17 protein-coding genes are annotated in these 21,783 nt (G+C 68.9%); 3 read left to right on the plus strand and 14 right to left on the minus strand.

Annotated features, from left to right (window positions below; all coding sequences use genetic code 11):
* Positions 1-98 precede the first annotated feature (98 nt).
* Together OG883_RS36055 and OG883_RS36060 are read right to left on the minus strand one after the other, a co-directional pair.
* Positions 99-2,942, minus strand: coding sequence for a SpoIIE family protein phosphatase (locus tag OG883_RS36055; protein ID WP_266550728.1), 2,844 nt, complete (start codon positions 2,940-2,942; stop codon positions 99-101).
* A gap of 176 nt (positions 2,943-3,118) precedes the next feature.
* Positions 3,119-4,087, minus strand: a complete 969-nt coding sequence (locus OG883_RS36060; protein ID WP_266550729.1) for a cyclase family protein — start codon at positions 4,085-4,087, stop codon at positions 3,119-3,121.
* Positions 4,088-4,518: 431 nt separating this feature from the next.
* Here OG883_RS36060 and OG883_RS36065 point away from each other — a divergent pair, with 431 nt between their 5' ends.
* Both OG883_RS36065 and OG883_RS36070 read left to right on the plus strand, forming a co-directional pair.
* The gene (locus OG883_RS36065) at positions 4,519-6,051 is read left to right on the plus strand and encodes a SpoIIE family protein phosphatase (protein ID WP_266550730.1); all 1,533 of its coding nucleotides are present in this window, start codon (positions 4,519-4,521) and stop codon (positions 6,049-6,051) included.
* A 333-nt stretch (positions 6,052-6,384) separates the two neighbouring features.
* Positions 6,385-7,524: a ricin-type beta-trefoil lectin domain protein gene (locus OG883_RS36070; RefSeq protein WP_266550732.1), complete on the plus strand. Its 1,140-nt coding sequence runs from the start codon at positions 6,385-6,387 to the stop codon at positions 7,522-7,524.
* A gap of 94 nt (positions 7,525-7,618) precedes the next feature.
* Here OG883_RS36070 and OG883_RS36075 read toward each other — a convergent pair whose 3' ends face one another.
* From OG883_RS36075 to OG883_RS36115, 9 genes are all read right to left on the minus strand, one after another.
* Positions 7,619-10,465, minus strand: a complete 2,847-nt coding sequence (locus OG883_RS36075) for a LuxR family transcriptional regulator (protein WP_266550734.1) — start codon at positions 10,463-10,465, stop codon at positions 7,619-7,621.
* Positions 10,466-10,776: 311 nt separating this feature from the next.
* Complete coding sequence (locus OG883_RS36080) at positions 10,777-11,298, minus strand: MOSC domain-containing protein (RefSeq protein WP_266550736.1); 522 nt, start codon at positions 11,296-11,298, stop codon at positions 10,777-10,779.
* 31 nt (positions 11,299-11,329) lie between these two features.
* On the minus strand, positions 11,330-11,593 hold the full coding sequence (locus OG883_RS36085; RefSeq protein ID WP_266550738.1) for an acyl carrier protein: 264 nt from the start codon (positions 11,591-11,593) through the stop codon (positions 11,330-11,332).
* Positions 11,569-12,588, minus strand: coding sequence for a nitronate monooxygenase family protein (locus tag OG883_RS36090; RefSeq protein ID WP_266550740.1), 1,020 nt, complete (start codon positions 12,586-12,588; stop codon positions 11,569-11,571). The genes OG883_RS36085 and OG883_RS36090 overlap by 25 nt, the downstream gene beginning before the upstream one ends.
* Positions 12,585-13,448, minus strand: a complete 864-nt coding sequence (locus OG883_RS36095; RefSeq protein WP_266550742.1) for an aminoacyl--tRNA ligase-related protein — start codon at positions 13,446-13,448, stop codon at positions 12,585-12,587. The genes OG883_RS36090 and OG883_RS36095 overlap by 4 nt, the downstream gene beginning before the upstream one ends.
* Positions 13,435-14,346, minus strand: coding sequence for a diiron oxygenase (locus OG883_RS36100; RefSeq protein WP_266550744.1), 912 nt, complete (start codon positions 14,344-14,346; stop codon positions 13,435-13,437). The genes OG883_RS36095 and OG883_RS36100 overlap by 14 nt, the downstream gene beginning before the upstream one ends.
* Complete coding sequence (locus OG883_RS36105; protein ID WP_266550746.1) at positions 14,334-15,248, minus strand: inositol monophosphatase family protein; 915 nt, start codon at positions 15,246-15,248, stop codon at positions 14,334-14,336. Before OG883_RS36105 ends, OG883_RS36100 begins: the two co-directional genes overlap by 13 nt.
* Positions 15,245-16,528 carry an aspartate aminotransferase family protein gene (locus OG883_RS36110; RefSeq protein ID WP_266550748.1) on the minus strand — a complete coding sequence of 428 codons (1,284 nt, stop codon included), beginning with the start codon at positions 16,526-16,528 and terminating at the stop codon, positions 15,245-15,247. Before OG883_RS36110 ends, OG883_RS36105 begins: the two co-directional genes overlap by 4 nt.
* A gap of 116 nt (positions 16,529-16,644) precedes the next feature.
* Positions 16,645-17,190, minus strand: coding sequence for a hypothetical protein (locus OG883_RS36115; protein ID WP_266550750.1), 546 nt, complete (start codon positions 17,188-17,190; stop codon positions 16,645-16,647).
* Positions 17,191-17,649: 459 nt separating this feature from the next.
* Here OG883_RS36115 and OG883_RS36120 point away from each other — a divergent pair, with 459 nt between their 5' ends.
* Positions 17,650-18,234, plus strand: coding sequence for a 4'-phosphopantetheinyl transferase superfamily protein (locus tag OG883_RS36120; protein WP_266550752.1), 585 nt, complete (start codon positions 17,650-17,652; stop codon positions 18,232-18,234).
* 111 nt (positions 18,235-18,345) lie between these two features.
* On the opposite strand, the gene OG883_RS36125 is transcribed toward OG883_RS36120, so the two are convergent.
* The 3 genes from OG883_RS36125 to OG883_RS36135 are packed head-to-tail and all read right to left on the minus strand — an operon-like array spanning position 18,346 to position 21,494.
* On the minus strand, positions 18,346-19,347 hold the full coding sequence (locus OG883_RS36125; RefSeq protein WP_266550754.1) for a phosphotransferase family protein: 1,002 nt from the start codon (positions 19,345-19,347) through the stop codon (positions 18,346-18,348).
* A 30-nt stretch (positions 19,348-19,377) separates the two neighbouring features.
* Positions 19,378-20,424: an ROK family protein gene (locus OG883_RS36130; protein WP_266550756.1), complete on the minus strand. Its 1,047-nt coding sequence runs from the start codon at positions 20,422-20,424 to the stop codon at positions 19,378-19,380.
* Positions 20,421-21,494 (minus strand): zinc-binding dehydrogenase, encoded by a 1,074-nt coding sequence (locus tag OG883_RS36135; RefSeq protein WP_266550758.1) that lies wholly within the window; start codon positions 21,492-21,494, stop codon positions 20,421-20,423. Before OG883_RS36135 ends, OG883_RS36130 begins: the two co-directional genes overlap by 4 nt.
* Between the last annotated feature and the right edge of the window lie 289 nt (positions 21,495-21,783).

Below are 21,783 nucleotides of genomic sequence, written 5' to 3' on the forward strand. Positions count from 1 at the left end.
GCCGCACTTCCGGCATATCGCTGACCCCTTTGACCCCAATGGGCGTATTGCCCGGGAGGCGGTCTCCTCATGCGCCTCCCGGCTGCGACCGGTGGAGGTCACGCCGCGTCCAGGGCGCACTCGGCCCAGATGACCTTGCCGTCGGTGGTATAGCGGGTGCCCCAGGTCTGGGCGAGCTGCGCAACGAGGAACAGGCCACGGCCACCCTCGTCGGTGGTGGCCGCATGGCGCAGGCGTGGGGCGGTGCTACTGGTGTCGTGGACCTCGCAGATCAGGGTGCGGCCGTGAATGAGGCGTACCTGGATGGGCCCGGTGCCGTAGCGGACGGCGTTCGTCACCAGCTCGCTGAGCAGGAGCTCTGCGGCGAAAGCGGACTCGTCCAGTCCCCACTGGCTGAGCCGGCGGACGGCGGCGGCACGGACGTCGGAGACGAGGGCCGGGTCGGTGGGCAGCTCCCAGGTGGCGATCCGGTCCGGGGGCAGGGTGTGGGTGCGGGCGACGAGCAGGGCGATGTCGTCGCAGGGGTGGTCGGGTGCCACGGCGTCGAGGACCGCTTGGCAGGTGTCCTCGGGCGTTCGGTCCGGGTGGGGCAACGCGTGGCGCAGCTGGTCGAGGGCCACGTCGATGTCGCGATGGCGGTCTTCGATGAGGCCGTCGGTGTAGAGGACCAGCTGGCTGTGTTCGGAGAGGTGGATTTCGGCCGTTTCGAAGGGGAGACCGCCGAGGCCGAGAGGGGGCCCGGCGGGTAGGTCCGGGAATGTCACGGTGCCGTCGGGGTCGACCAGCGCGGGCGGAGGGTGGCCGGCACGAGCCATGCTGCACTGCCCCGAGGTGGGGTCGTAGATGGCGTACAGGCAGGTGGCGCCGACGATGCCGGTGCTGCCGACCGCAGCGTTCTCGCCGCCCTCCTCCCGGTCCAGGCGCACCACGAGATTGTCCAGGTGGGTGAGGAGTTCGTCGGGGGCGAGTTCCAGTTCGGCGAAGTTGCGTGCGGCCGTGCGCAGCCGGCCCATGGTGGCGGCGGCGTGCAGTCCGTGGCCGACGACATCGCCGACGAGGAGGGCGACGCGGGTGCCGGAGAGAGGGATGACGTCGAACCAGTCGCCACCCACTCCGGATTCGGAGGGCAGATAGCGGTGCGCGACCTCGACGGCGTCCTGTTCGGGAAGGCCGCGCGGGAGCAGGCTGCGCTGCAGCGCCAGAGCCAGGGTGTGTTCGCGGGTGTAGCGGCGGGCGTTGTCGATGCAGAGGGCGGCGCGGGCGGCGAGTTCCTGGGCCAGTGAGCGGTCGTCGTCCCCGAAGGGGGCGGGATCCTGCGAGCGGTAGAAGCTGGCGATGCCCAGGAGGACGCCGCGCGCGAGCAGGGGGACGGAGATGAGGGAGTGCACGTTGTGGGCGAGGATCCGCTCGGCATGCTCGGGTTCTTGGGCGATCCAGCCGGCGGCGGACTTCAGATCGGGTTCCAGCACTGCCTGTCCGCTGGCCAGGCACCGTAGATGGGGCGTGGCCGGGTGAAGGTCCACCCGTTCGCCGACCGGGTAGAAGGGGCAGTCCTCGCGGATGCCGTGGACCACCGTACGGTGCAGGTCCGTGCTGGGGTCGGCGGACTCCTCGCCGCGCAGTACGGCCTCGGGCACGTCGATGGTGACGAAGTCGGCCAGGCGCGGGACCGCCATCTCGGCGAGTTCCCAGGCGGTGCGGCTCACGTCCAAGGTGGTGCCGATGCGGGTGCTGGCCTCGGCCAGCAGCTCCAGGCGGCGTCGGGCCGCAACGGCGTACTTCCCTACTTCCGGCTCGCCCACCAGCACCAGCCCCCTGGCCGAGCCGTAGGCAGAGTCGTCGGTGCCAGGTGGGACGGGCGCAGGGACCGTCGTGGCGGCCCGGCCGGTTGCGGCGCGGGGGAGGTGCCCGGACGAAGGGCCGGCGCCGGGGAGGTGCCCGGACGACGGGTCGGCGGAGGTGGTGGCATGTTGCGCGACAAGGCCCAGTGGCCGGCCTGCGCGAGTCGGGGCGGCGACGCGGGGTTGCGGCGAGTCGTTGGGAAGAACCGCCTCGATGACGATGCCCTCCACCCCGGATGGGCTGGTCACCGGACGGCTCATGAGGGTGACCCGCCGGTCGTGGGACAAGGACACTTCGACGGCAGCCCGCTGGGACGAGGAGATCAGCTCGGTGGCCTTCTCCAAGAGAATCATCTGATCGCGCTGGTCCAGCCCGATCTGGACCAGTTCATCCATTGCGATCAGGTGCCCGTTCCTGGTGGCCTCGCTGGTCCCCGCGAGGCGCCTGGCGTCGAGATATGCCCGCAGCAAGCCACGCTCTCGCGCCGAACTCTGCTCCATCAGCCGCCGTTCGATGGCTTCGGCGGCGTCGCGTATCACGGTGACCAGCGCCGGGTCCGCATCGGTGAGGGGATAGCCGAAGCAGAGGACGCCCTCGATGCGCCCGCTGAGCTGGTCGCGAACGGGGATTGCACAACAGGCGTTCGACTGAGAGCGCTCGGCGAAGTGCTCGGCACCGTAGACCTGGCAAAGATCCCTTTCCGCCAGCGCGAGTCCGATGCCGTTGGTCCCGGCGAACTGCTCGGCGAACACGAAGCCCGGGACGCTCTGAATCGGGGAGAGACGCCGGGCCAAGGACGCTTCCCCGAAACGGCGTTCAAGCACCGTGCCGTGTCCATCGGCGAGACAGATGTTCATCTGGCTGCCCGCGAACATGGATCGCAGTCGGTCCAGCACGGGCCCGGCCGCGCGGACGAGCTGACTGTCCGGATCGAAATCCTGCCGGTAGGGGAGCTCGGATTGATCCGGTGAGAGACCCAGCAGCCGGCAGCGCTGCCACGAGCTCAGAATCGGACTTCTCACGCCCTCCTCGACCGACTCGCCGTACAGAAACCGCTCGCGGGGGCGTACGGGGCCGATGCGGTCTCCCACGACCCCCATCTACATCACTTCCCTCACGGACTTTATGATCACCAGATCTCCATTTGAGTATATTCCTCACGTTTTGGGTGAATAGTAGGAGTGCGTACTGTAATCCGGCGGTCGGTGGTCGGAAAGAGCCGGCCGGCGTCCACCATGATCGGCGGCCGGGGCGAGGCGACGGTGACGGCCGGCCATCACAGGACCGCGACTGGGTTGACGGGCGAGCCTGTCCCGCCGGGTACGTTCAGCGGCGTCACCACGAGCATGAATGCGTAACGGCCCGCCTCGGCGCAGTCGGCGGAGAGTGCTTCGAGGTCGAGATTGTCCAGCAGCGGCACCCCCATGGCGGCAATGGCGAGCGCGTGGACCGGAGAGTGCAGGCCTTCGACCGGCGAGGGTCGTACATCGCTGTCCCCGTCGCCGCCGAGCAGGGAAATGGCACGCTCGGCCAGCAGCGGCATGGCGTCCACGTGCAAGCCCGCGCTCGCCGCGTCAAGGTTCCAGGGGCCGATTTCCCGGCGACGCCGGAAGCGGCCGGAGCGCAGCAACACCGCATCGCCGTCCTCGATCGTCACACCGAGTGCCTTCTCCGCGGCGATGATGTCCTGCGCGTGCAGTGCGCGGCCGGGCTCCAGCCATTTGATCCCGAGGACGGCGGGCAGGTCGAGGAGTACGCCCTTGGTGACGAGGGGCCCGAGCGCCGACACCGCGCCGAAGCGGGCACCCCGGGCATCAACGACTTCGCGCGCCGCGCGGCCGTCGTAGAGCTGCCCCCGGTAGGCGATGTGTGACAGCGCGTCGAGATGGCTCACGCCCTTGCCGTGGTAATCCACGGCAAGGAAGTCCTTGTGGGTGGAGGGTTCCGGGGCCTCCACGTCGCCGAGGTCGGACATGTAATGCAATGCGGGCCTGCTGTTGTCCGGGCCGGGCCGGGTGTTCCAGGGCAGCCCCATCGGCACGACCGTCCCGGACCGGACCAGGGCGGTGGCCCGCTGCACATGACCCGATGTCACCCTGTTCCAGGCGCCGCGGTCGGCCGCATCCCAGCGGCCCCACGTGCGGACCGCATCGAAGAGTGCGTCGAACTCCTGACGAGAGACGGCGGGCCCATTGCCGGGACCGGCCGGCAGGGGATTGGGGGCATCGGCGGGGCTGCTGCTCATCTGTACTCAGCGCTCCAAGTTCGTAGGGGCTGTCGCCCGGGGGCCGGGGCGGCGCTACGGCTCCCGGTACTGCATCCTTGCCCCGGAGCGGGCGCCCCCCGGCAGGTGAACGATTCGGCTCACCTCGCGGCTGTGACATCGGCCCTGAAGAAGCGATTCCCGTCGGCTCCGGGCTCTACGCGCGGTGTGCGACGACGCCTGGGCGCACCGGCAGCCGGTCGAACGCACGTCCGCATGTCGGCCGGAGTCCGCCAGGAGGCCCCCTTCCGGGCGGCCGAGTCGCCCGGAGGCCGGGCTCGCGATTGCCGTTGCTGCGCGAGCGGCCCGCGGAGAGAGACGATGGGGGAGGGAGAGCAGCGCCGGCCGAGCCGCCGGCTCGGGTCAGCGTCCCGAGACCACGGGGGCGGCGCGCGCAGTGAGGAGGGCCTGGGATGTGTGCAGCCGAGTCCTTCCGGCCCGGTCTCGACACGGTGGGTGTCGCTCCGACCGAGTCCGGTGGCCTCCTCGATGTGCTGAGCGTGGCGGCCATTCTCCTCGACTCGGAGGGCAGGATCGATCTCTGGAGCCCGCAGGCCGAGGACCTGTTCGGCTACAGCGCCGAGGAGGCTCTCGGCGAGTTCGCGGGCCGCTTGCTCCTCCATGACGAGGACCAGGGGCTGGCGCTGGACATGTTCGCGCAGGTCATGCAAGACGGGGACAGCTGGGCCGGGGTCTACCCCGTCCGGCACAAGGACGGCGGCACACGCTTGGTGGAGTTCCGCAACATGCGGTTGCAGGACGACGAGGGGGACTACTACGCCCTGGGTCTTGCCACGGATCAGGCGACGCTGTGGCAGGTCGAACGGGATCTGGCGCTGTCCGCCCGACTGGTGTCCCAGTCGCCGATCGGACTGGGTGTGCTGGACACCGACCTTCGGTACGTCTCGGTCAACCCGGCCGAGGAGCGGATGAACGGTGTACCTGCCGCCGAGCATGTGGGCCGACACGTCCATGAGGTGCTGCCGTTCCTGGACGAGTCCTTCGAAGCGACGATGCGCGAGGTACTGGCCTCTGGCACCCCGGTCCTGGACCGGTACACCGTCGGCCGTACCCCGGCCGACCCGGACAACGAGCATGCCTGGTCGATCTCTTTCCACCGGCTCGAGGCGCCCGACGGGAAGGTGCTGGGTGTGGTGAGCTCCAGCGTGGACGTCACCGAGCGTCACCGTGCTGTCGAGGAACAACGCCGCACCGTTCTCACCCTCCAGCGCAGCCTGCTACCCCACTCGCCACCGCAAAGGCCGGGGCTGGCCGTCGCCTCCCGGTACCAGCCGGCCCGGGCAGCCAGCGAGATCGGCGGCGACTGGTTCGACGTCATTGCGCTCGGTGGCGACAAGACCGCCCTCGTCGTCGGAGACGTCATGGGCAGCGGCGTCAGCGCCGCCGCCACCATGGGCCAGCTCCGCACCGCCACCCGCACACTGGCCGGTCTCGACCTCGACCCTGCCCAGGTCCTCCGGCAACTCGACCGCATCACCGAGGATCTGGAGCAGGACACCATCGCCACCTGCGTATACGCGGTCTACGACCCGCACAGCGCGCAGTGCCGCATCTCCCTCGCAGGCCACCTGCCCCCTGCCCTCCTCCGCCTTGACGGAAGGCACGAACTGCTCGAGCTGCCCACTGGAACACCACTGGGCGTCGGCAAGGGCGAGTTCCACACCACCACGCTCGCCCTGCACCCGTGCGACCAGCTTGTCATGTACACCGATGGGCTGGTCGAAAGGCGTGACCAGCCCATCGACGAATCCCTGGACACTCTGCTCGCCCTCCTGGACGACCCCCATCGTTCCCTGGACGAAACCAGCGAGCTGCTGTTGCACACCCTGCGCCACCCCGGCGACCACGACGACGTCGCACTGCTCATCGCGCAAGTCCTGCCTTTCCGGATCAGCCGCGACAGCACACAGCCGCCGGCGGCCTGAGAACCTCCGGCACCCGGATGCTGCCCACAACACTGCTCGGCTGATCTCGCCGAACACGGCACGCAATTGGCGTCCGCTTCCGGCTTCTCGCCGACGAGCCGACGTCCCTGTTGTCATCCTCCGTCAGTTGGTGGATGTAACACCCCCCGGGCGTACGTACTTTGGCACCCGCAGCGGGCAACATCCAGAGAGGGTGGGCGGGTGTACGGCTGACCACGTGCCACGGGCACCTGCGCCTGTTCCGCCACCGTCCGGACGGCCTTGCTGCGGCACCACGGGGCCAGTCACCGAAGTCGGCCCCAAAGGCAAACTGCCGAAGGAGAACGGAAAATCATGATCACCGAGCCGACCTCGCGCGGTCCCGGGCGCCGGGCGACGACCACACTCCTCGCGGTCGCCCTCACGTCGCTCGTCGGGGCAATGTCGCCGCTCACCGCGGGAACGGCCCACGCGGACACCTCGGCCACGGCAGGCCTGTCCCTCTCGCCGCGTTTGACGTCGGACACCGGCCTTGCACCCTCGCTGGATCTGGCGAAGGACTCGGCAGACTACGGAACCGAAATCGCCATCAACAAGACTCCGATGGCGAACTGGAGCTTCGTGCCGAACGGCGACGGAAGTTTCCTGATCCGTAACGACAAGACGCAGAAGTGCATCGACTTCAACACCGACAACAACCACCTCGTCGAGCCTGTGTACTGCGACAGGAACAACAGCAAGCAGAACTGGTACCTCCAGCCGTCGAAGAAAGGTGGCGGCTACTACCTGATCCGGAACGTCAACAACGACAAGTGCATGGACGTCTTCGGGGGAAGCTCCAACGACGGCACCGTGGTGGGGCTCTACGGCTGCCACGGCGACAGCAATCAGGAGTGGATCATCGGACCGACGCCCAGCCCGGGGTCCACGGGGCCCACTCTCGCGGACTTGGCCACCGCGTACGCCCTGAAGCAGTGCAGCAACAGCTCCAGCATCATCAAGTCGTGCGCTTACACGATCACAGGTGACAGCGTGGCATCCGTGGGGAACCTGAAGCGGGTCAGCGCCAACGTGTGGAACAAGACCACAGACCCGGCGGAACGGACCATCACCTGGACGCAGACCACGTCCCAGACCAACACCGTGGGCGGCTCCATCACCGTCACCAGCGAGGTGGGGATCAACGTTGAGTTCGTCACCGCCAAGGTCAGTTCCGCGGTCAGCGCCCACTACGACCACTCCTGGACCCAGACCGACACAGTGAGCGACGCGAACAAGGTTTCGGTGAAGCCGCCCAACTACAGCTGGGCGATGCGGGGCCAGCTGATGAAGACGGTGACGGGCAGGTGGACGTTCACCAACGATCTGGGTGGCACCTGGTCCGGCGACGGCACCGCCACCGTCCCGGCCGTGGACGGCACCGACAACCTCAGCAGCGACCTGGTGCTGTGCACGAGCGACAGCACCGATCAGGAGTGCGTGGACAACCGGTGACCGGCGAGGAGCACTCCTCCTCATGACCTGACGCCTCGCCGTCAGACTGTTCCCCGCCCCCGGCGAACGGGGCCGGGGGAACATGTGTCCGGTCCTACGAGGAGGGCCGCTCCCTCTTCTGCCGGCGGGTCACCTCCGCGGCGAGTTCGACCCGCGAGGTCATCGCCAGCTTTCTGAGGATGCTGGACACATGGGTGCTGACGGTGCTTCGGGCGATGGACATCCGAGCGGCGATCTCCGGATTGGAGCGCCCTTCGGCCACGTGCCCCGCAACCAGGCGTTCGGTGTGGGTGAGTGCGTCCCAGCCGTGGCGAACGCCGCTTCGTGTTCTGCGTGAACCGCTGCGTACGGCAACAGCTCGCAGACGGGACGTCGCCCGGGCTGCGTCCCACACCGCGCCCAGCTGCGTGAAGGTCTCCAACGCCTGATCGAGCAGGATGCGGGCCTCATCCGGTCGCCCTCTGCGGGCCAGCAGTTCCGCCGCATCGGTGCAGGCATGTGCCGCGTTGAGCGGCCGCGGCGCGTTGCGGTAGCAGCGGACCGATTCCATGAGCAGGTCGAGGTCCCCGGTCAGCAGCCCCTGACACCGGTAGGCGTCACCGAGGTGATAGAGCCCGCCGCTGTGATCGGCCCGCCGTTGGGCGGCGACGGCGTATCGCCGTGCGTTCGCCGTATCACCTCGAGCCATGGCCAGTCGGACCAGATCGGGCGTCAGGAAGCAGAGGATCAGTTGCCCCGGCAGGTGGCCGACGCCCTTGTCGAACGCCTCCGCAAGCCGGGCGTAGGCGCGCCCGGGATCGCCCTGAGCTTCGTCCAGAAGGGCGCCTGCGCACAACGGCAGGTACTCGTAGAAAGAGGCGACCGTTCCGTTGTCCACCGCCGGCACCGAGGCGGTCAGGAGTGCTTCGGCAACGGGCTGCCGGCCTCTGCGCACAGCGATGACCGCCGCCACCGCCCGCAACGCCCGGCTCATCGCCACCTGGTCGCCGCAGTCGAGACCCGCCTCGATCTCCGCCAGCGCATCGTCCCAGCGGCCCGCGTGGAACGCGAGGAGCGCGCACGACAGGTGGTACCAGGGCAGGAACACCCCTCCGGTGCGCTCCGCCGGCGTCCGTACGGCTGCGAGGGTTCGCCGGGCGTCGGGACTCATGTCGAGATCGGCGTAGCAGTTGACCAGGGCGAGTTGCAGCCCCATCCACTGGGCCGGGTGCATCGTGTCCGGTGCCAGACGGGACGCCTGCCGCGCCAGTTCGACTGCTTCGGCGTCAGGCATTTCCAGGAAGCGCTTGGCTGCCAGCACATGCAGGACGCTGGCAAGGGCGGAACCGTCACCGGCCTCGTCGGCGGCGCGCCGGGCACGCGAGGCGACCGCACCGGCTTCGGACAGCTTCCCCAGCGCGAACAGGCATACCGCACTGAACGCCCGGAGCCGGACCGCCTCGATCGGTGGCACCCCCGGGGTCGCGCAACCGGCTCGTACCTCGCTCAGCGCCAGGTCGGGCCGACCGCGAGCGAACGCGGCCTGAATGATGATCCAGCGCAACAGGCATCCCGACCCGGGGTCACGGGTCCTTGCCAGCGCACGACGGGCACTCTCCTCCGCCTCGGCCAGGAGGCCGGAGGAGAGCTGCGCCATGGCGTGATTCAGGCGGAGATGCCCGTACCGGGCATCGGTGGGATCGGCGAGTTCCAGCGCCGTCGTGAGCAGCCGCAGAGCCATGGCCGGCGCCCGCGTCGTGAGCCGTGCCGCGGATCCCTCCAGCCAGGTGATCAGGAAGTCCCCGGCCGGCGCCCCGCAGAGCAGGTGCTCGGCCACGCGTTCAGGTGCTGCCCCGGCGCCCGAGAGGGCCTGCGCCGCCTTCAAGTGCAGCATGGCCCGGACCGACATCGGCACAGCGTCGTACAGGGCGTCCCGGATGAGGTCGTGACGGAAGCGCAGATGCTCGCCGGTGTCCCGCAGAATGCCGGAAGCCCGGGCTTCCTCCACGGTGGCCAGCAGATCATGTACGGGCATGTCCAGGACCGCCGCGAGATCGGCGGTGGTGCAGCTTGCTCCCAGCACGGAGGCGACGCGCAGCACTTGCAGCACGCGGTCGTGCAGATACCGAAGCCGGTGCGTCATCAACGTGATCAGCGGCGGCAGCGGGCAGCCGACGCTGACTTCCGCGATCCCCTCAGAGGTCTCGATGGCTTCCTCGCGCACCAGGGCGGCGACCAACTCCGTGATGTACAACGGGTTACCCGCGGCACTCTGGGCCATGTGCCGCAACCGCGGGCCCGCCTCCCGGCCGCACAGGTCCGCCAGCAGGACCGACACAGCCGGTGTATCGAGTGGTGCCAGTTCCAGCAGGGCGCGACAGCCCGCAATCGGACTCCGGGAGAGCCGGTCGACTTCCCCGGCCCCGGGCACGGGCCGGTAGGCACCGACGACCAGGAGGGGCAGTTGGTGCACCGAACGCACCAGCTTGCGCAGCACTGTCAGACTTGCCGAGTCGGCCCACTGGAGGTCATCGAGGAACAGTGCCAGCGGCCCGTGTGCGCACAAGTCGTCGACCAGCCCGAGCATCGCCTCGACGGTAGCGACGTCCACGCCCGCCACCTCGCTCTTCGCGCCCGGCAGACCGTACCGGGCGTCGCCACGCAGGACCTCGGCAGCCCGAACTCGCGGGGCATCGGAGGATGCCTCATCCAGCCTCAGGCAGCTTGAGATGAAGGCGAACGGGCATTGCTGCTCCAGCTCCCGCGCGGTCCCGTACAGCACCCGTATCCCCAGGCGCTCCGCGGCCGTCGCGGCCTGCTCCAGTACCGCGGTCTTGCCCAGACCGGCCTCACCCACGACGAACGCCGCCTGCCCCTGACCTGCACGTGTGGACTCCGCCAAGCCGGACAGTTCCGCTACTTCATTAACACGGCCTACAAGATGACCTTGGAAAGATGCCATGTCCCCATCCCCGCACCGAGCAATCCCAGGGAATCGTCATATCACGCAGGGGGAATGGGGTGTCATGGCAGACCATTCCTCGGACTCCGGCAAAGGCGCGCAGGAACGACCACCTGCTTCCCGGACCAAGCGCCTCAGCAGACCGTTGAGTTGGTCGAAGACACCGTCGTTCTGTCAGGGCGGCGAAGCCCGTGGACGGTTGCCCATGAGGCGAAGTCGTGCGATCAGGAGCGTATCGGTCAACCCGTGGGCGTCACACATGCACCGGACGCTTCCCGGAGGCATGCCGACGTCACCCGCGGCGGCGCGCCTCAGCGTGGGGCGGCCGTTCCATCTGTGTTGGGCAGTGGTGCCGTCCGCCCCACCGGGTCCCCGACGCAGATCCGGCCGCCCTGGACGATTTCGGCGCGCAGGCCGCCCCGGTGGAGAAGACCGCGCACCAGGCCGGGACGGGTCAGCTGTTCGAGACGGACACAGGGTTCACTCAGCCGCAGCCCGCGCAGTGTCACCCCGCCCACGTGAAAGTCGGTTCCCACCAGCGGATTGAGGCGGATGTCCCGGCACACGACGTTGCGCCTGCACTGTGCGGGCGACAGCTCGATGCCGGTGTCCTGGGCGAGAGCCTCCAGAGATTCGAGTTCGATCAGGGTGATGTCGCAGACCCCGGAGGCACGGCCGGTACCCCGCTGCCGGGGACGCGGCCCCGGCTCTGCCCAGTAGTTACGGTCGCCCTCCAGGCCACGTCCCGTGACGGCGCGGGCCTGCTCGACAAGGAACGTGGGGGCCCCGGCGGCAGGGGCCAGATGAAGAGAGACGACCCGTCCGTGCTCCACGGTGTGACCTCCTCGAGAAATCCCTGACGGACTACGGGGTGTGCTGCGGCACGCTCGGAGCCGTGGCGGACAGGAAGTTGTCGTGGACCGCCCGAAGCGTGCGGAAACAGTCCACGTCCAGTTCCGCCACGGGGAATTCACGGCCGGCAAGGTCTTCCAGCAGCAGGATGAACTCCATGAAACCGAGGGAGTCGATGAGCCGGTTCTCGATCAGGTCGAGATCGGCCGGGATGGCCCCGGCTTCCGGGTTCCTGCTCCGCAGCCAGTCGGTCACCGGTTTGAGCGCGTCTTCCATGGCTCACCTTCCGTGGATCTGTCGTGGGATTGGCCGGCTGCCTCGTACGTGCGGCGGATTTCTTCGACGACGACGGTGGCCGGATGCTGCCCGGCCACCCGGGAACAGGACTGGCCGCAGTACATGGCCATCTGCTCAATACGGCCCACCGTTTCGACAACCGGGACGGCCGCGCTGTAGCGGGGGACGGGCAGTCGGCGGTCCCCCGCTCTGGTGGTGGCGATGAAGGTGGCGGGGTGGCGGGGTGCGTTCTGTGTCAGGGCGTTGTGCAGCACGCGGTGCGGCCGGGCGGGCCAGCCTATGGCGAACCGGGTGGTGACGACGGTGTCGTCCGCCGAGGCGTCGACCACGCGTTGTTTGTAGTACGGATGGGCGGCGGACTCCACCGTGGGGATGAACAGGGTGCCGGCCATGGCGCCGTCCGCGCCCTGCCCCTGGACCTGTGCCAGGTCAGTGCCGGTGGCGACGCCGCCCGCCACGGCCAGCACGGCGTCGGGGTGCCGGGCGCGGGTCTCTCGCAGCAAGCGCGCCGTGGGCAGTTCACCGAGCAGGTGCCCGCCTGCTTCTGTCCCCTGGAGGACGAGGACGCCCGCCCCCAGCCGGAGAGCCACGTCCGCGTCGTGGGGCGTGCCGACCTGGATCACCAGGACGTGGCCCGACCGTACGATGTCGAGTGCCGTGCCGGCATCGGGCAGTCCGAAGCTGGTGACGAAGCCATGCCCGGGCAATTGGTCAAGGGCGGCCCGGAGTTGGGCGCGACAGGCGGCCGGGCCGGTCACCTCGGGGATGACGTTCACTCCGAAGGGACGGGAGGTCGAGGCGGCGACGGAGCGGACCAGTTCCCGTACCCGTTCCGGCGGCTCCTTGTAGAGCGCCAGGGTGCCGCCGGCTCCGGCCCGGGAAACCGCGGCGCACAGTTCGGGTCCGGCGATGCCGCCCATTCCCGCTTGAAGCAGCGGGAGATCGAGGCCGAGGACCGACTCCAGCCGGTTCACTCGCCCTCTCCGGCCTTCCGTACCGCTGTGGCCGCTGTGCGCAGGTCACCCTCGAAACGCTCGTTCAGTACGTGCATCCAGCGTTCCAGCCCGAAGGCGACGCAGCCGGTGAAGGCGGGCTTCCCCGCGTACGTGAGGGAGCGGCGTTCCCCGAAGAAGTTCCGGTGGTTGTTCATCGAGGCGACGGCGGTGCCGTCGGTGTGCACGTATTCGTCCTTGACCGGCGCGAGCAGTTGCATGACGGCACGTGCGCCGTCCTTCTGGAAGAAGGGGTCGGTCGCCGGCTGCCGGGAGAGGGGCAGGCCGAGATCGACGGCGAAGGCGGCGAGCCGCCCGTGGAAGTGCTCGAGGTGGTCACGGACGTGCTCGGCGGACCCGATGCAGATGACCTCCCGCATGGTGAAGCCCCACAGCCTGCGCAGTCCGTCGTAACGGTCTTCTCGCCGGAAGCACTGGGCGGCCGTACTCACCCGCAAGGGAGTCTCCGTCCTGGTCCCGGAGAAGTGCAGGAAGCAGCCGTAGCAGGCGGCGGACGGCAGCAGGTGGCCGGCGTCCGCCAGGTCCCGCGCGGGCACGGGGCCGACGGTGGTCCGGGAGCTGTGGGCTTCGAGCCGGTCGGGCCGGATGCGGGAGACGGGGCTGCCCAGGTGCGGGAAGTTCCGGAAGTAGTCGAGCGTACGAAGGTCGTCGGCGCTGAGCAGCGGCGGAAACGTCATCTGCTCGGCTCCCGACCGGGTGCCCCAGTCGGTGAACACGTCGTCCAGGGCACGCAGCAGTACCGTCGCGGGCTCCCCGAACGAGGCCAGTCCGTCGCGCACGGCCCAAGGGCCGGTGCGGACCGCGGAGTCACCAGCCGGCATCGAGTACTCCGATCCGGGTGAGGAAGTCCATGGTCTTGTGCAGCACCCGGTCGTGGGCGCCCTGGCGGGCCGGGTGGGCGATCAGCCGCTGCCGGAGCGCGTAACCGTCCGCGATCCCGGCGTCGCGATAGACGGCAGGGTTGTAGAACGACTCCATGCTCGTGGTGATGTAGCGGTCGACGTAGTTGCTGGTCTCCCGCCGGGTCGGTGCATCGATGCCGGCCGCCACGAGCTGTTCCCACAACAGCTGCACCAGGCGTCGCCCGAAGGCGATGTGGCGGGATTCGTCCTGGTGGTGAAGGCGGTTGAGGTGGCGAATGGTCGTGTGCAGCCGTTCGTCGCCGGCGAGCCGGACGTTGTAGTGATCGACGATCTGCTCGAAGACCAGGATGCGGACGAAGACCAGGAAGTTCTCGATCGCCGCGTCCCGCGGGACCTCGGGCAGCTTCAGCTTCTTGTCGGGGTAGATCTTGCCGGCGTACCTGAGGCAGAACGTGGCGAAGAACCACATGTGGTCGTTCTCCTCACCGACGAAGTGGTGGAAGAACTCCGAGGGCGTCTCGAAGCCGGGCGTGTGGATCCGCCGCATGACCTCGATCAGCAGTTCCCGGATCCCATGCACGTTGAGGCTGTAGAAGTGGACGCTCTCCCAGCGGCTCAGAGCGCGCAGCTGCTCCGGGGTCAGGACGTCCATCATCTCGGTGCCATGGACCGTCAGCAGCTCCGGTGACATCCAGAAGTCGTCGGTGGGAATCACTTCCGGCCAGTCGAAGGCGGTGTACGGGTTGTAGTAGTCCGCCGTCGCCTTGTCGGAGAGCTTTTCGAGCAGTGCACGGAACTCGGCGGTGTCGGCGGACACGGATGCGCCCATGTCCTTCCCTCGGGTCAGACCCTCCATCGGATGCCCTCCAGTAGTGCCCGATGCAGCTCGGGGGTCGAAGCGGCCACGCACGAGCGCTGGTTGGCGACGCTCAGGTCGGTCAGGACGGTGTCCCCGAGCGGCTCGCCGTAACCGTCGGTGATGACGGCACCGGCCTTCTCGGCGAGGAACACCGCCGCAGCGATGTCGTACGGGAACAGGTGGAGCACCCGCCCGTTGCCGGCCCGCTCGAACTCGGGGAGCAGACCGGGGTCGTCGCGCAGCAGCCGGTTGCCGATGTCGACGTAGGCGTCGAGCTGACCGGTGAGCAGCCGGGAGACGGAGTACGTCGCGCTGTTGAACACGAACACGCCGCCGGTGTTCGCGGAGCGGTCGATGAGGTGGCCGTAGGCGTCGGTCATCAGCCGTGCCGGGTGCCCGTTGAATTCGAGGGACCAGAACATCCGGGAGAGGTCGGTGGTCGTGGTCAGGGACGGCACGGGGCGGTCGTAGCCGTGGGCGGTCACCGCGTCCGCGCCGCGCTCCCCGTAGAGGTAGGCCCCCGTCCTCATCTCCATGAGCAGGGCGTGTTCCACGTCCGCGATACGGGGGCGGTCGGACATGGGGGCAACGGCCACGGAGACGGTGGCCGATTCGAGCCCCGCGACGGCGGGCCTGGTGCCGTCGATGGGGTCGACGACGAGCAGGTACTCAGGGGCGGAGCCGTGGAGTTGCAGGCCCCGGTCCTCGGAATGGACGGCGACCGGCACAGCGCCGTCGACGACGTGCTTCCAGACGGCGGCCTCCGCCACGTCGTCGAGACCGAACTGCGCGTCTCCCCCCGGCGAATGCCCTCGTACGAGCCGGCTGTCGAGCCGGTTCTGCGCGGCCAGCACCTCGGCACGTACCGATGCCGCGAGCCGCACGACGTAGTCCTTCATGCTGTCTCCGTGGTGAAGAGTGCGTCGAGCCGGTCGCAGAGCAGGTCGGCTTCGGCCCGAGTGATCACGAGTGGCGGCCGGATCTTGATGACGTTGCCGCGGCCGTAGCGTGAGGTCCGCAGGATCAGGCCGTGGCCCATCCCGCGCCGCGCCAGGGTCCGAGCCCGTTCGCTGTGGGGGCGGCCGTCCTCGTCACCGATCTCGATGCCGATCATCAGACCGAGACCGCGTACGTCCACGACGGACGGGTGGGCTGCGGCAAGGACCCGCAGCCGGTCCATGATGTGGGCGCCGACCTCGCGCACGTTCTCCAGGAAGCCCGGTCGGCCGATGACGTCGAGGGTCGTCGCCGCGGCCGCCGCCGCCAGGATGTTGCCGCCGTAAGTGAACGAGTGGTGGTCGCTGCTGAGCCCGGACATCCGCTCGTCGGCGATGATGGCGGCGACCTGCGCCCCGGAGCCGCCCAGCCCCTTGCCGGTGGTCAGGATGTCGGGCCGTACGCCGTAGTGCTCGGCAGCGAACATCCGGCCGACCCGGCCGATGCCCGTCTGGATCTCGTCGAAGATCAGCGCGATGCCCCGCTCGTCGCACAGGGTCCGTAGCGCGGCGAGATAGCCGTCGGGCGGCACGATGTTCCCGCCGCTGCCCGAGATCGGTTCCACGACGATGCAGGCGACGCTGCCCGAACTGGCGTGATCGAGGAAGTCATTGACGCGCTCCACACAGAGCAGTCCGCAGCTGTCGGGGGTCTGCTGGTAGAAGCAGCGCAAGCAGTACGGGTCCGGGACCTGGAGGACGCCGGGCATCAGGTGCGGGAAGGGCGCCTTGCGGAAGGACTCGCCCGACATGGTGGTCGTCATCATGGTCTGGCCGTGATGGCTGCGGAACAGAGTGATGACGTCGCGCCGCCCGGTGCTGATCTGGGCCATCTTGACCGCGCCCTCGTTGGCGGTGGACCCGCCCGAGACCTTGAGGTGCACCCTGGTGAGGTTCTCGGGGGTGAGCTCGACCAGGCGTCGCACCAGGTCGTTGACGGGCTGGGTCTGGAACGTCGATGTCGCGTGCACCAGCCGTTCGACCTGATCGCGCATCGCCTTCACCACTTCAGGGTGGCTGTAACCGAGGCTGAGGTTGAACGTGCCGGACGCACAGTCGATGTACCGATTTCCGTCCGCGTCGTAGAGATAGATTCCTTCGCCATGATCCATCATGTAGTCGCTGACCGGGTAGTAGATCGAATTTCGCGCATGCGTCATGTCGACCATGTGTCTCCTGCTCACGACGTGGAATTTCGACGTGCCCGGCAAGTGCCCTGGCGGAGGTCGTTCCGTTCCGCACGGAACGCCCCCGCCGATCGGCAGAGTTCCCATGTGCGGGGAGACCCCGGTGCTGGAATTCAGATATCCAGCACGAAGGTGAAAGCGGCGTCCCAGCCGTCAGCGGTCTGATTTACATCCATCAGACACTCCGGCCGAAAGTACTTGTCCAAGTGATTGCGCCGTTCGTCCGGGAAGTACAGCATCGTGGTGAGCACTTCACCCCCCGGGGGCTGCACCTTGACGTGCACGTGGCGCGTGCGCCCCGGGTACACGGCGGGCAGCACCGTCTTCAGCCGCCAGTTCCCATCGTCGTCCGCGAACAGGTGACCCCGGAGCCGGAACCCCTCCTCGTCGTAGGCGCCCTCGTCCCCGACCTGCCAGAAGTCGAGGAGTGCGCCACCGACGGGCTTGCCTTCCGGAGTGACGATTCGGCCGTGGAGCAGGAGCGGGGTTCCGCCCTCCACATCGCCTCTGAAGTCGGGCTTGTGCGGGGTGTCGGGCTTGTAGAAGGGCCCTTCCTTCTGCTCCGGAGTAGGCGGAGTCCCGTTGCACCTGACCGTGGGTGTCGGAGTTAATTTTCCGCCGTCGGCTTCCGAAAACCCTTCCTCGGAGGTGGGATGCAAGACGCTTTCCGGCCTCGTGTTCTCCACTGCGAAATTCTCCCTTGTTCAAGGATCTTTCGGCTCACGGAAGCATAACGACCAACATTTCTGCTGACCAGAACGTCTCGGCCCATTTAGAGGCCTTTATTGGCCAAGAACATCCGGGATCCATCTTGTGATCTTCAGGAGCCTGACCTGAAATGACGGAATGCGATACGGGGACTGTGTTTTCTTCGTGCTCTTCGTGCTCTTCGTGCTCTTCGTGCTCTTCGTGCTCTTCGTGCGAAAGGTGACAGTGTGACGGAGGATGAGGAGTGGGACGAAAGAAACGATCGGTCTCCAGGCCCGGTTCGTGTTCCGCGTCCTCGTGTTCCGCGTCCCGGCTCCGTGCATCTGTGGCGCTTTGCTCTGACGTCGGCTTCGCCGGCCGCGCTGTGGGGGTCGCTCGACCATGGCGAACGTGAGCGCGCCCGTCGATTCGTGTCCGCGCGGGAACGTGAGCGCTTCGTCGTCCGGCGGGGACGGCTGCGGCGGATCCTCGGGGGATACCTGGACACCAGTCCCGGCGAACTCCGGTTCGTCCACGGCCCCTGGGGCAAGCCCTTGCTCGCGGACGCACCGGAGGTGTGCTTCAGCCTGGCTCATTCGGGGAGTCTCGCGCTCCTGGCCGTCGCCACCGGCATCCCGGTGGGAGTGGACGTGGAGCGGTTCCGGCCGATTCCCGACGCTGCCAGGTGCGCGGCGCGCTTCTTCGTCCCCGGCGAGGCCGTGGCGCTGTCGCGGTCGCGGTCGCCGAGCCCGCTCACGGAGCGGTGGTTCACCGAGTGCTGGGCGCGCAAGGAGGCGTATCTGAAGGGAACCGGGCGGGGGTTGACGGCCGGGCTCGACACTTTCGAGGTTTCCGTACCGCCCGCCCCGCCCCGGATCGTGTGGTCGCGTGAACCGGAAGGTGCACGGTGGAGCCTGGTGAGGCTGCCGCCGGTGCCCGGCTGTGCCGCCGCGCTGGCCTGGCGGTGCCTGCGGACCCAGGTGCTGTGGTCGGGGAGTTACAGCGGTGCACCGTAGAACTCGGCAGACCTGGACCGGCGATCCGACGCGGGAAGGCAGGCGGTCCGGTCGAACGGGGCGGACCATGGCTCTGCGTAAGCCCCGGTCTCAGCTGCGCAAGCTCCGATCTCAGCTTCTACGGTCCCTCGCCAGTCCTGGTTCGTCCGCCAAGTGGCGGAGCAGTACCGTCCGCGCCCGCGTGAAGCAGTCGGTGTCGGGCGGCGCGGTGAGAATGTCCGCGAGAGTGAACAGGTCCAGGGTCCGACTGAGTGCACGCCAGTCGTGCGGCAGGAGACCGCCGGCGTTCCTGTAGCCGGAGACGAATCCGTCCGCGAAAGAGGGCGGATACAGATGGGCGAAGCGCAGCATATTGCCGATGTCGTAGAGCGGTGAGCCGCTGAACGCCTGCTCCCAGTCCAGCACCGCCGCCACGTCCCACCGGCCGCGCTCCCGTGAGACCAGCACGTTCTTGGGGTTGAAGTCGCAGTGGACCAGTCGGTTGTGCCCGCTCACGTCGGCGACCCGGTGCCCGGTCTGCGCGGCGAGTCCGCGCAGCGCATCGGTCTCGCCGCGCGTCAGAACGCCGCCGTCGCCGGTGGTGGCCAGGCATCGCTCGACGAAACCGGGTAGGTCGGCGTCCCCGTTCCGCGCCTCGGCCGGAACGAGGGTGGCGTCGTGAAAGGGACCGGGCCGGGGCAGCCGTACCGCCGCGATCCGGGCCAGGACCCCGCCCACCACGCCGCCGAGCTCGGCCGCCTCCGCCTCGGTCGGCTCCTCGGCGAGCACGTGGCTGAGAAGAATGCCGTCGACGAACCGGTAGACCAGCGTAGGTGTGCCCGTAACGCATCCGTACGGATCCGACGCGACGACGCCGGCCACCGGAACGGTCGGTGCCGCCCGCTCCAGGACGGCCTCCTCCACGGCGCAGCTGTTGCGGCGCATCCGCGTTGCGCTGGGGCGGTAGCGGCGCATCACGTACCGCCCGCCCTGCCGCGTCGTCACCAGGAGCATGTCGTTGGTGAAACCGCCCACGAGCGGGCGCACATCGGTCAAGGTCTGGCCGGGTAACGCCCGTTCCACCAGCCACGCGCGGGTCGCGGTGTCGAGGCCCGCACGTTCAGCGATCGTCATGAGGACCAGCTTTCCCGTCCCCGGCCCCGGTCACGCGGGTCCTGCCGCCAACGGCGGTACCTCTCCACCCGAGCCGTCCGAGCCGTCCGAGCCACCCGAGCCGTCCGAGCCCCCCGTGCCACCCGAGCCACCCGAGCCGTCCACGGATCGGTGCATCGACAGGTCCTGGGGCCCGCGCCGCGCTTCCCCGGCCGCTCGCTCGGCCAGCACGAGGCCCCCCGCCGGTCCGGCGAGCCGGCCGAGGGCTGCCGGGACCACGAAGTCGCCGGCGGCATGCTCCGGCAGACCCGGATAGCCGGCCAGGGTGCGGCCGAGTTCCTCCCGCAACAGTGGGAACAGGCCGGGCAGTACGGCCATCCCGCCCCCGATCACGACGCGCTCGGGCGCGGTGGCATAGATGATGTTGCGCAGCCCGGCGGCGAGGTAGAGCGCTTCCCATTGCAAGGCCCGTCGCAGCGCCTCACCGGTCAGCTCCTCCGCCGGTCGTCCCCAGCGCGCAGCGACGGCCTCGCCGCCCGCCAGACCCTCCCAGCAGTCCGCATGGAAGGGACAGGAACCCGGGAAGTCGTCCCCCGGCACCCGGGGGACGCTCAGATGCCCCATCTCCGTGTGGACCAGCCCGTTGATGACGCGTCCGCCGATGACCGCGCCGCCGCCGATGCCGGTGCCGACCGTCAGATACACATAGGTGTCAAGCCCCTGCGCGGCGCCCCAGCGGCCTTCGCCGAGCGCCGCGCCGTTGACATCGGTGTCGATGCCCACCGGCACTCCGAGCGCCGCCGCTACCGTCCCCGCCACGTCCACTCCGGACCACCCGGGTTTCGGCGTCGCAGTGAGGCGCCCGTACCCGGGGTGGGAGCGGCGCAGTTCGAGGGGGCCGAACGACGCGATGCCCACGGCGTCGAGCGGTCCCTTGATCGCGGCCTGCTCGAAGAAGGCGACCGCCCTGGCCAGCGTGGGCTCCGGTTCCCCCGTGGGGAAGCGGATCTCGTCCTCTATACGGTCCGGTGCCGATCCGACCAGGCAGACGAACTTCGTCCCGCCGGACTCGATCGAGCCCAGTCGCTGCCCGTTCACCTGCTCACCGGCCAGCCGTCCGCACCGGCCGGGCCGGTGTCGGAGCGGATGACGACCTTCATGGCGTCGTACCGACCGCCCCCTGTGTCGCTGCCGACACCGCCCAGCGCGTCGAGGGCATCCTCGTACGCCTCCAGCGGGAATTCGTGCGTCACCAGGCGTTCCAGTCCAAGACCGGCCGCCAGATCGACGGCCACGGGAAAGGTGTCCCCCCGGAAGTCACCGGCCCCGATCAGCCGGATCCCCCGATTGGTCAGCTGGAGCGGGTGCAACGGCATGCTGTAGCTGTCGTCGAAGCCCATGAGGACGACGCGGCCGCCGTCATCGACCAGGCGCAGGGCAGTCTCCGCACCGCTGCCCGTGGTGTCGAACACGACGCCGGGACGGTCGCCTCCCGCAGCCCTCACCAGAGTCTCGGCCGGATCCGTCCGGGACACATCGACGACGCGCTCGAACATGTCGCGCGCAGCGAAGAGGCGGTAGCCGTCCGTCTCCGCCACCGTGACGCGCCGCGCCGTCCGCGCGGCGACGAGGGCGGTGAGCATGCCGATCGGTCCCGCGCCGAGAACGGCCACGGTGTCGTCGAACGTCAGCCCGGCCGCCCGAACGTTGTTGAGGACACAGGCGAGCGGTTCGATGAGGACCGCGCCGCGGAACGGCATCCCGTCGGGAACACGCCGTACGAACCGCTCCGGCAGCACCACACCGTCGGCGTACGTCCCGTCACGGTCCACGCCGACCTCCGTCCCCGCCTTGTTCCGGCAGAAATTCGTCGCTCCGCGCGTGCAGGGCACACACCAACCGCAATACAGCGTGGGGTTGACCACCACCCGGTCCCCCACGGCGAGCGACCGTACCCCCGCACCCACCTGCTCGACCAGACCGACCGACTCATGGCCGAGCACCACGCCGGGCCGGGCCGGGAAGCGGCCGAGCAGAATCTTGCGGTCGGTCCCGCAGATGCCGGTGCCGACGACCTTCACCACCACGTCGTCGTCAGAGCCGGCGCGCGGCGCCGGACGCTCCTGAAGCTCGACGGAGCCGGGGCCCAGATAGACCAGTGCGCGCACAGGTACCTCCTCATCGGTGTGCGACAGCGAGTGCTGCAGCCGCCGTGCAAGGCGAAGCTGTGTTCGGCCGTCGACGCTAGCGCAGGGACACATGACGGGAAACGGCGCTTCTGAGCCGCTGGGCGGGGGCGTCGTATCTGGCGGCGACGGGTGGAGCGTGCGGCAGAGGCCTTGTCCCAGGACGCGCTGCGCCCTCTTTCCGTCTCCGGAGGCCGTAGTGGGACGTGGCTTGATGCGGCGACGGCGCGGCGCCTCATGGACATCTTCGCGCTACCCCGCGGTCATATCC

The sequence above is a fragment of the Streptomyces sp. NBC_01142 genome (assembly GCF_026341125.1).
GTDB lineage: Bacteria > Actinomycetota > Actinomycetes > Streptomycetales > Streptomycetaceae > Streptomyces.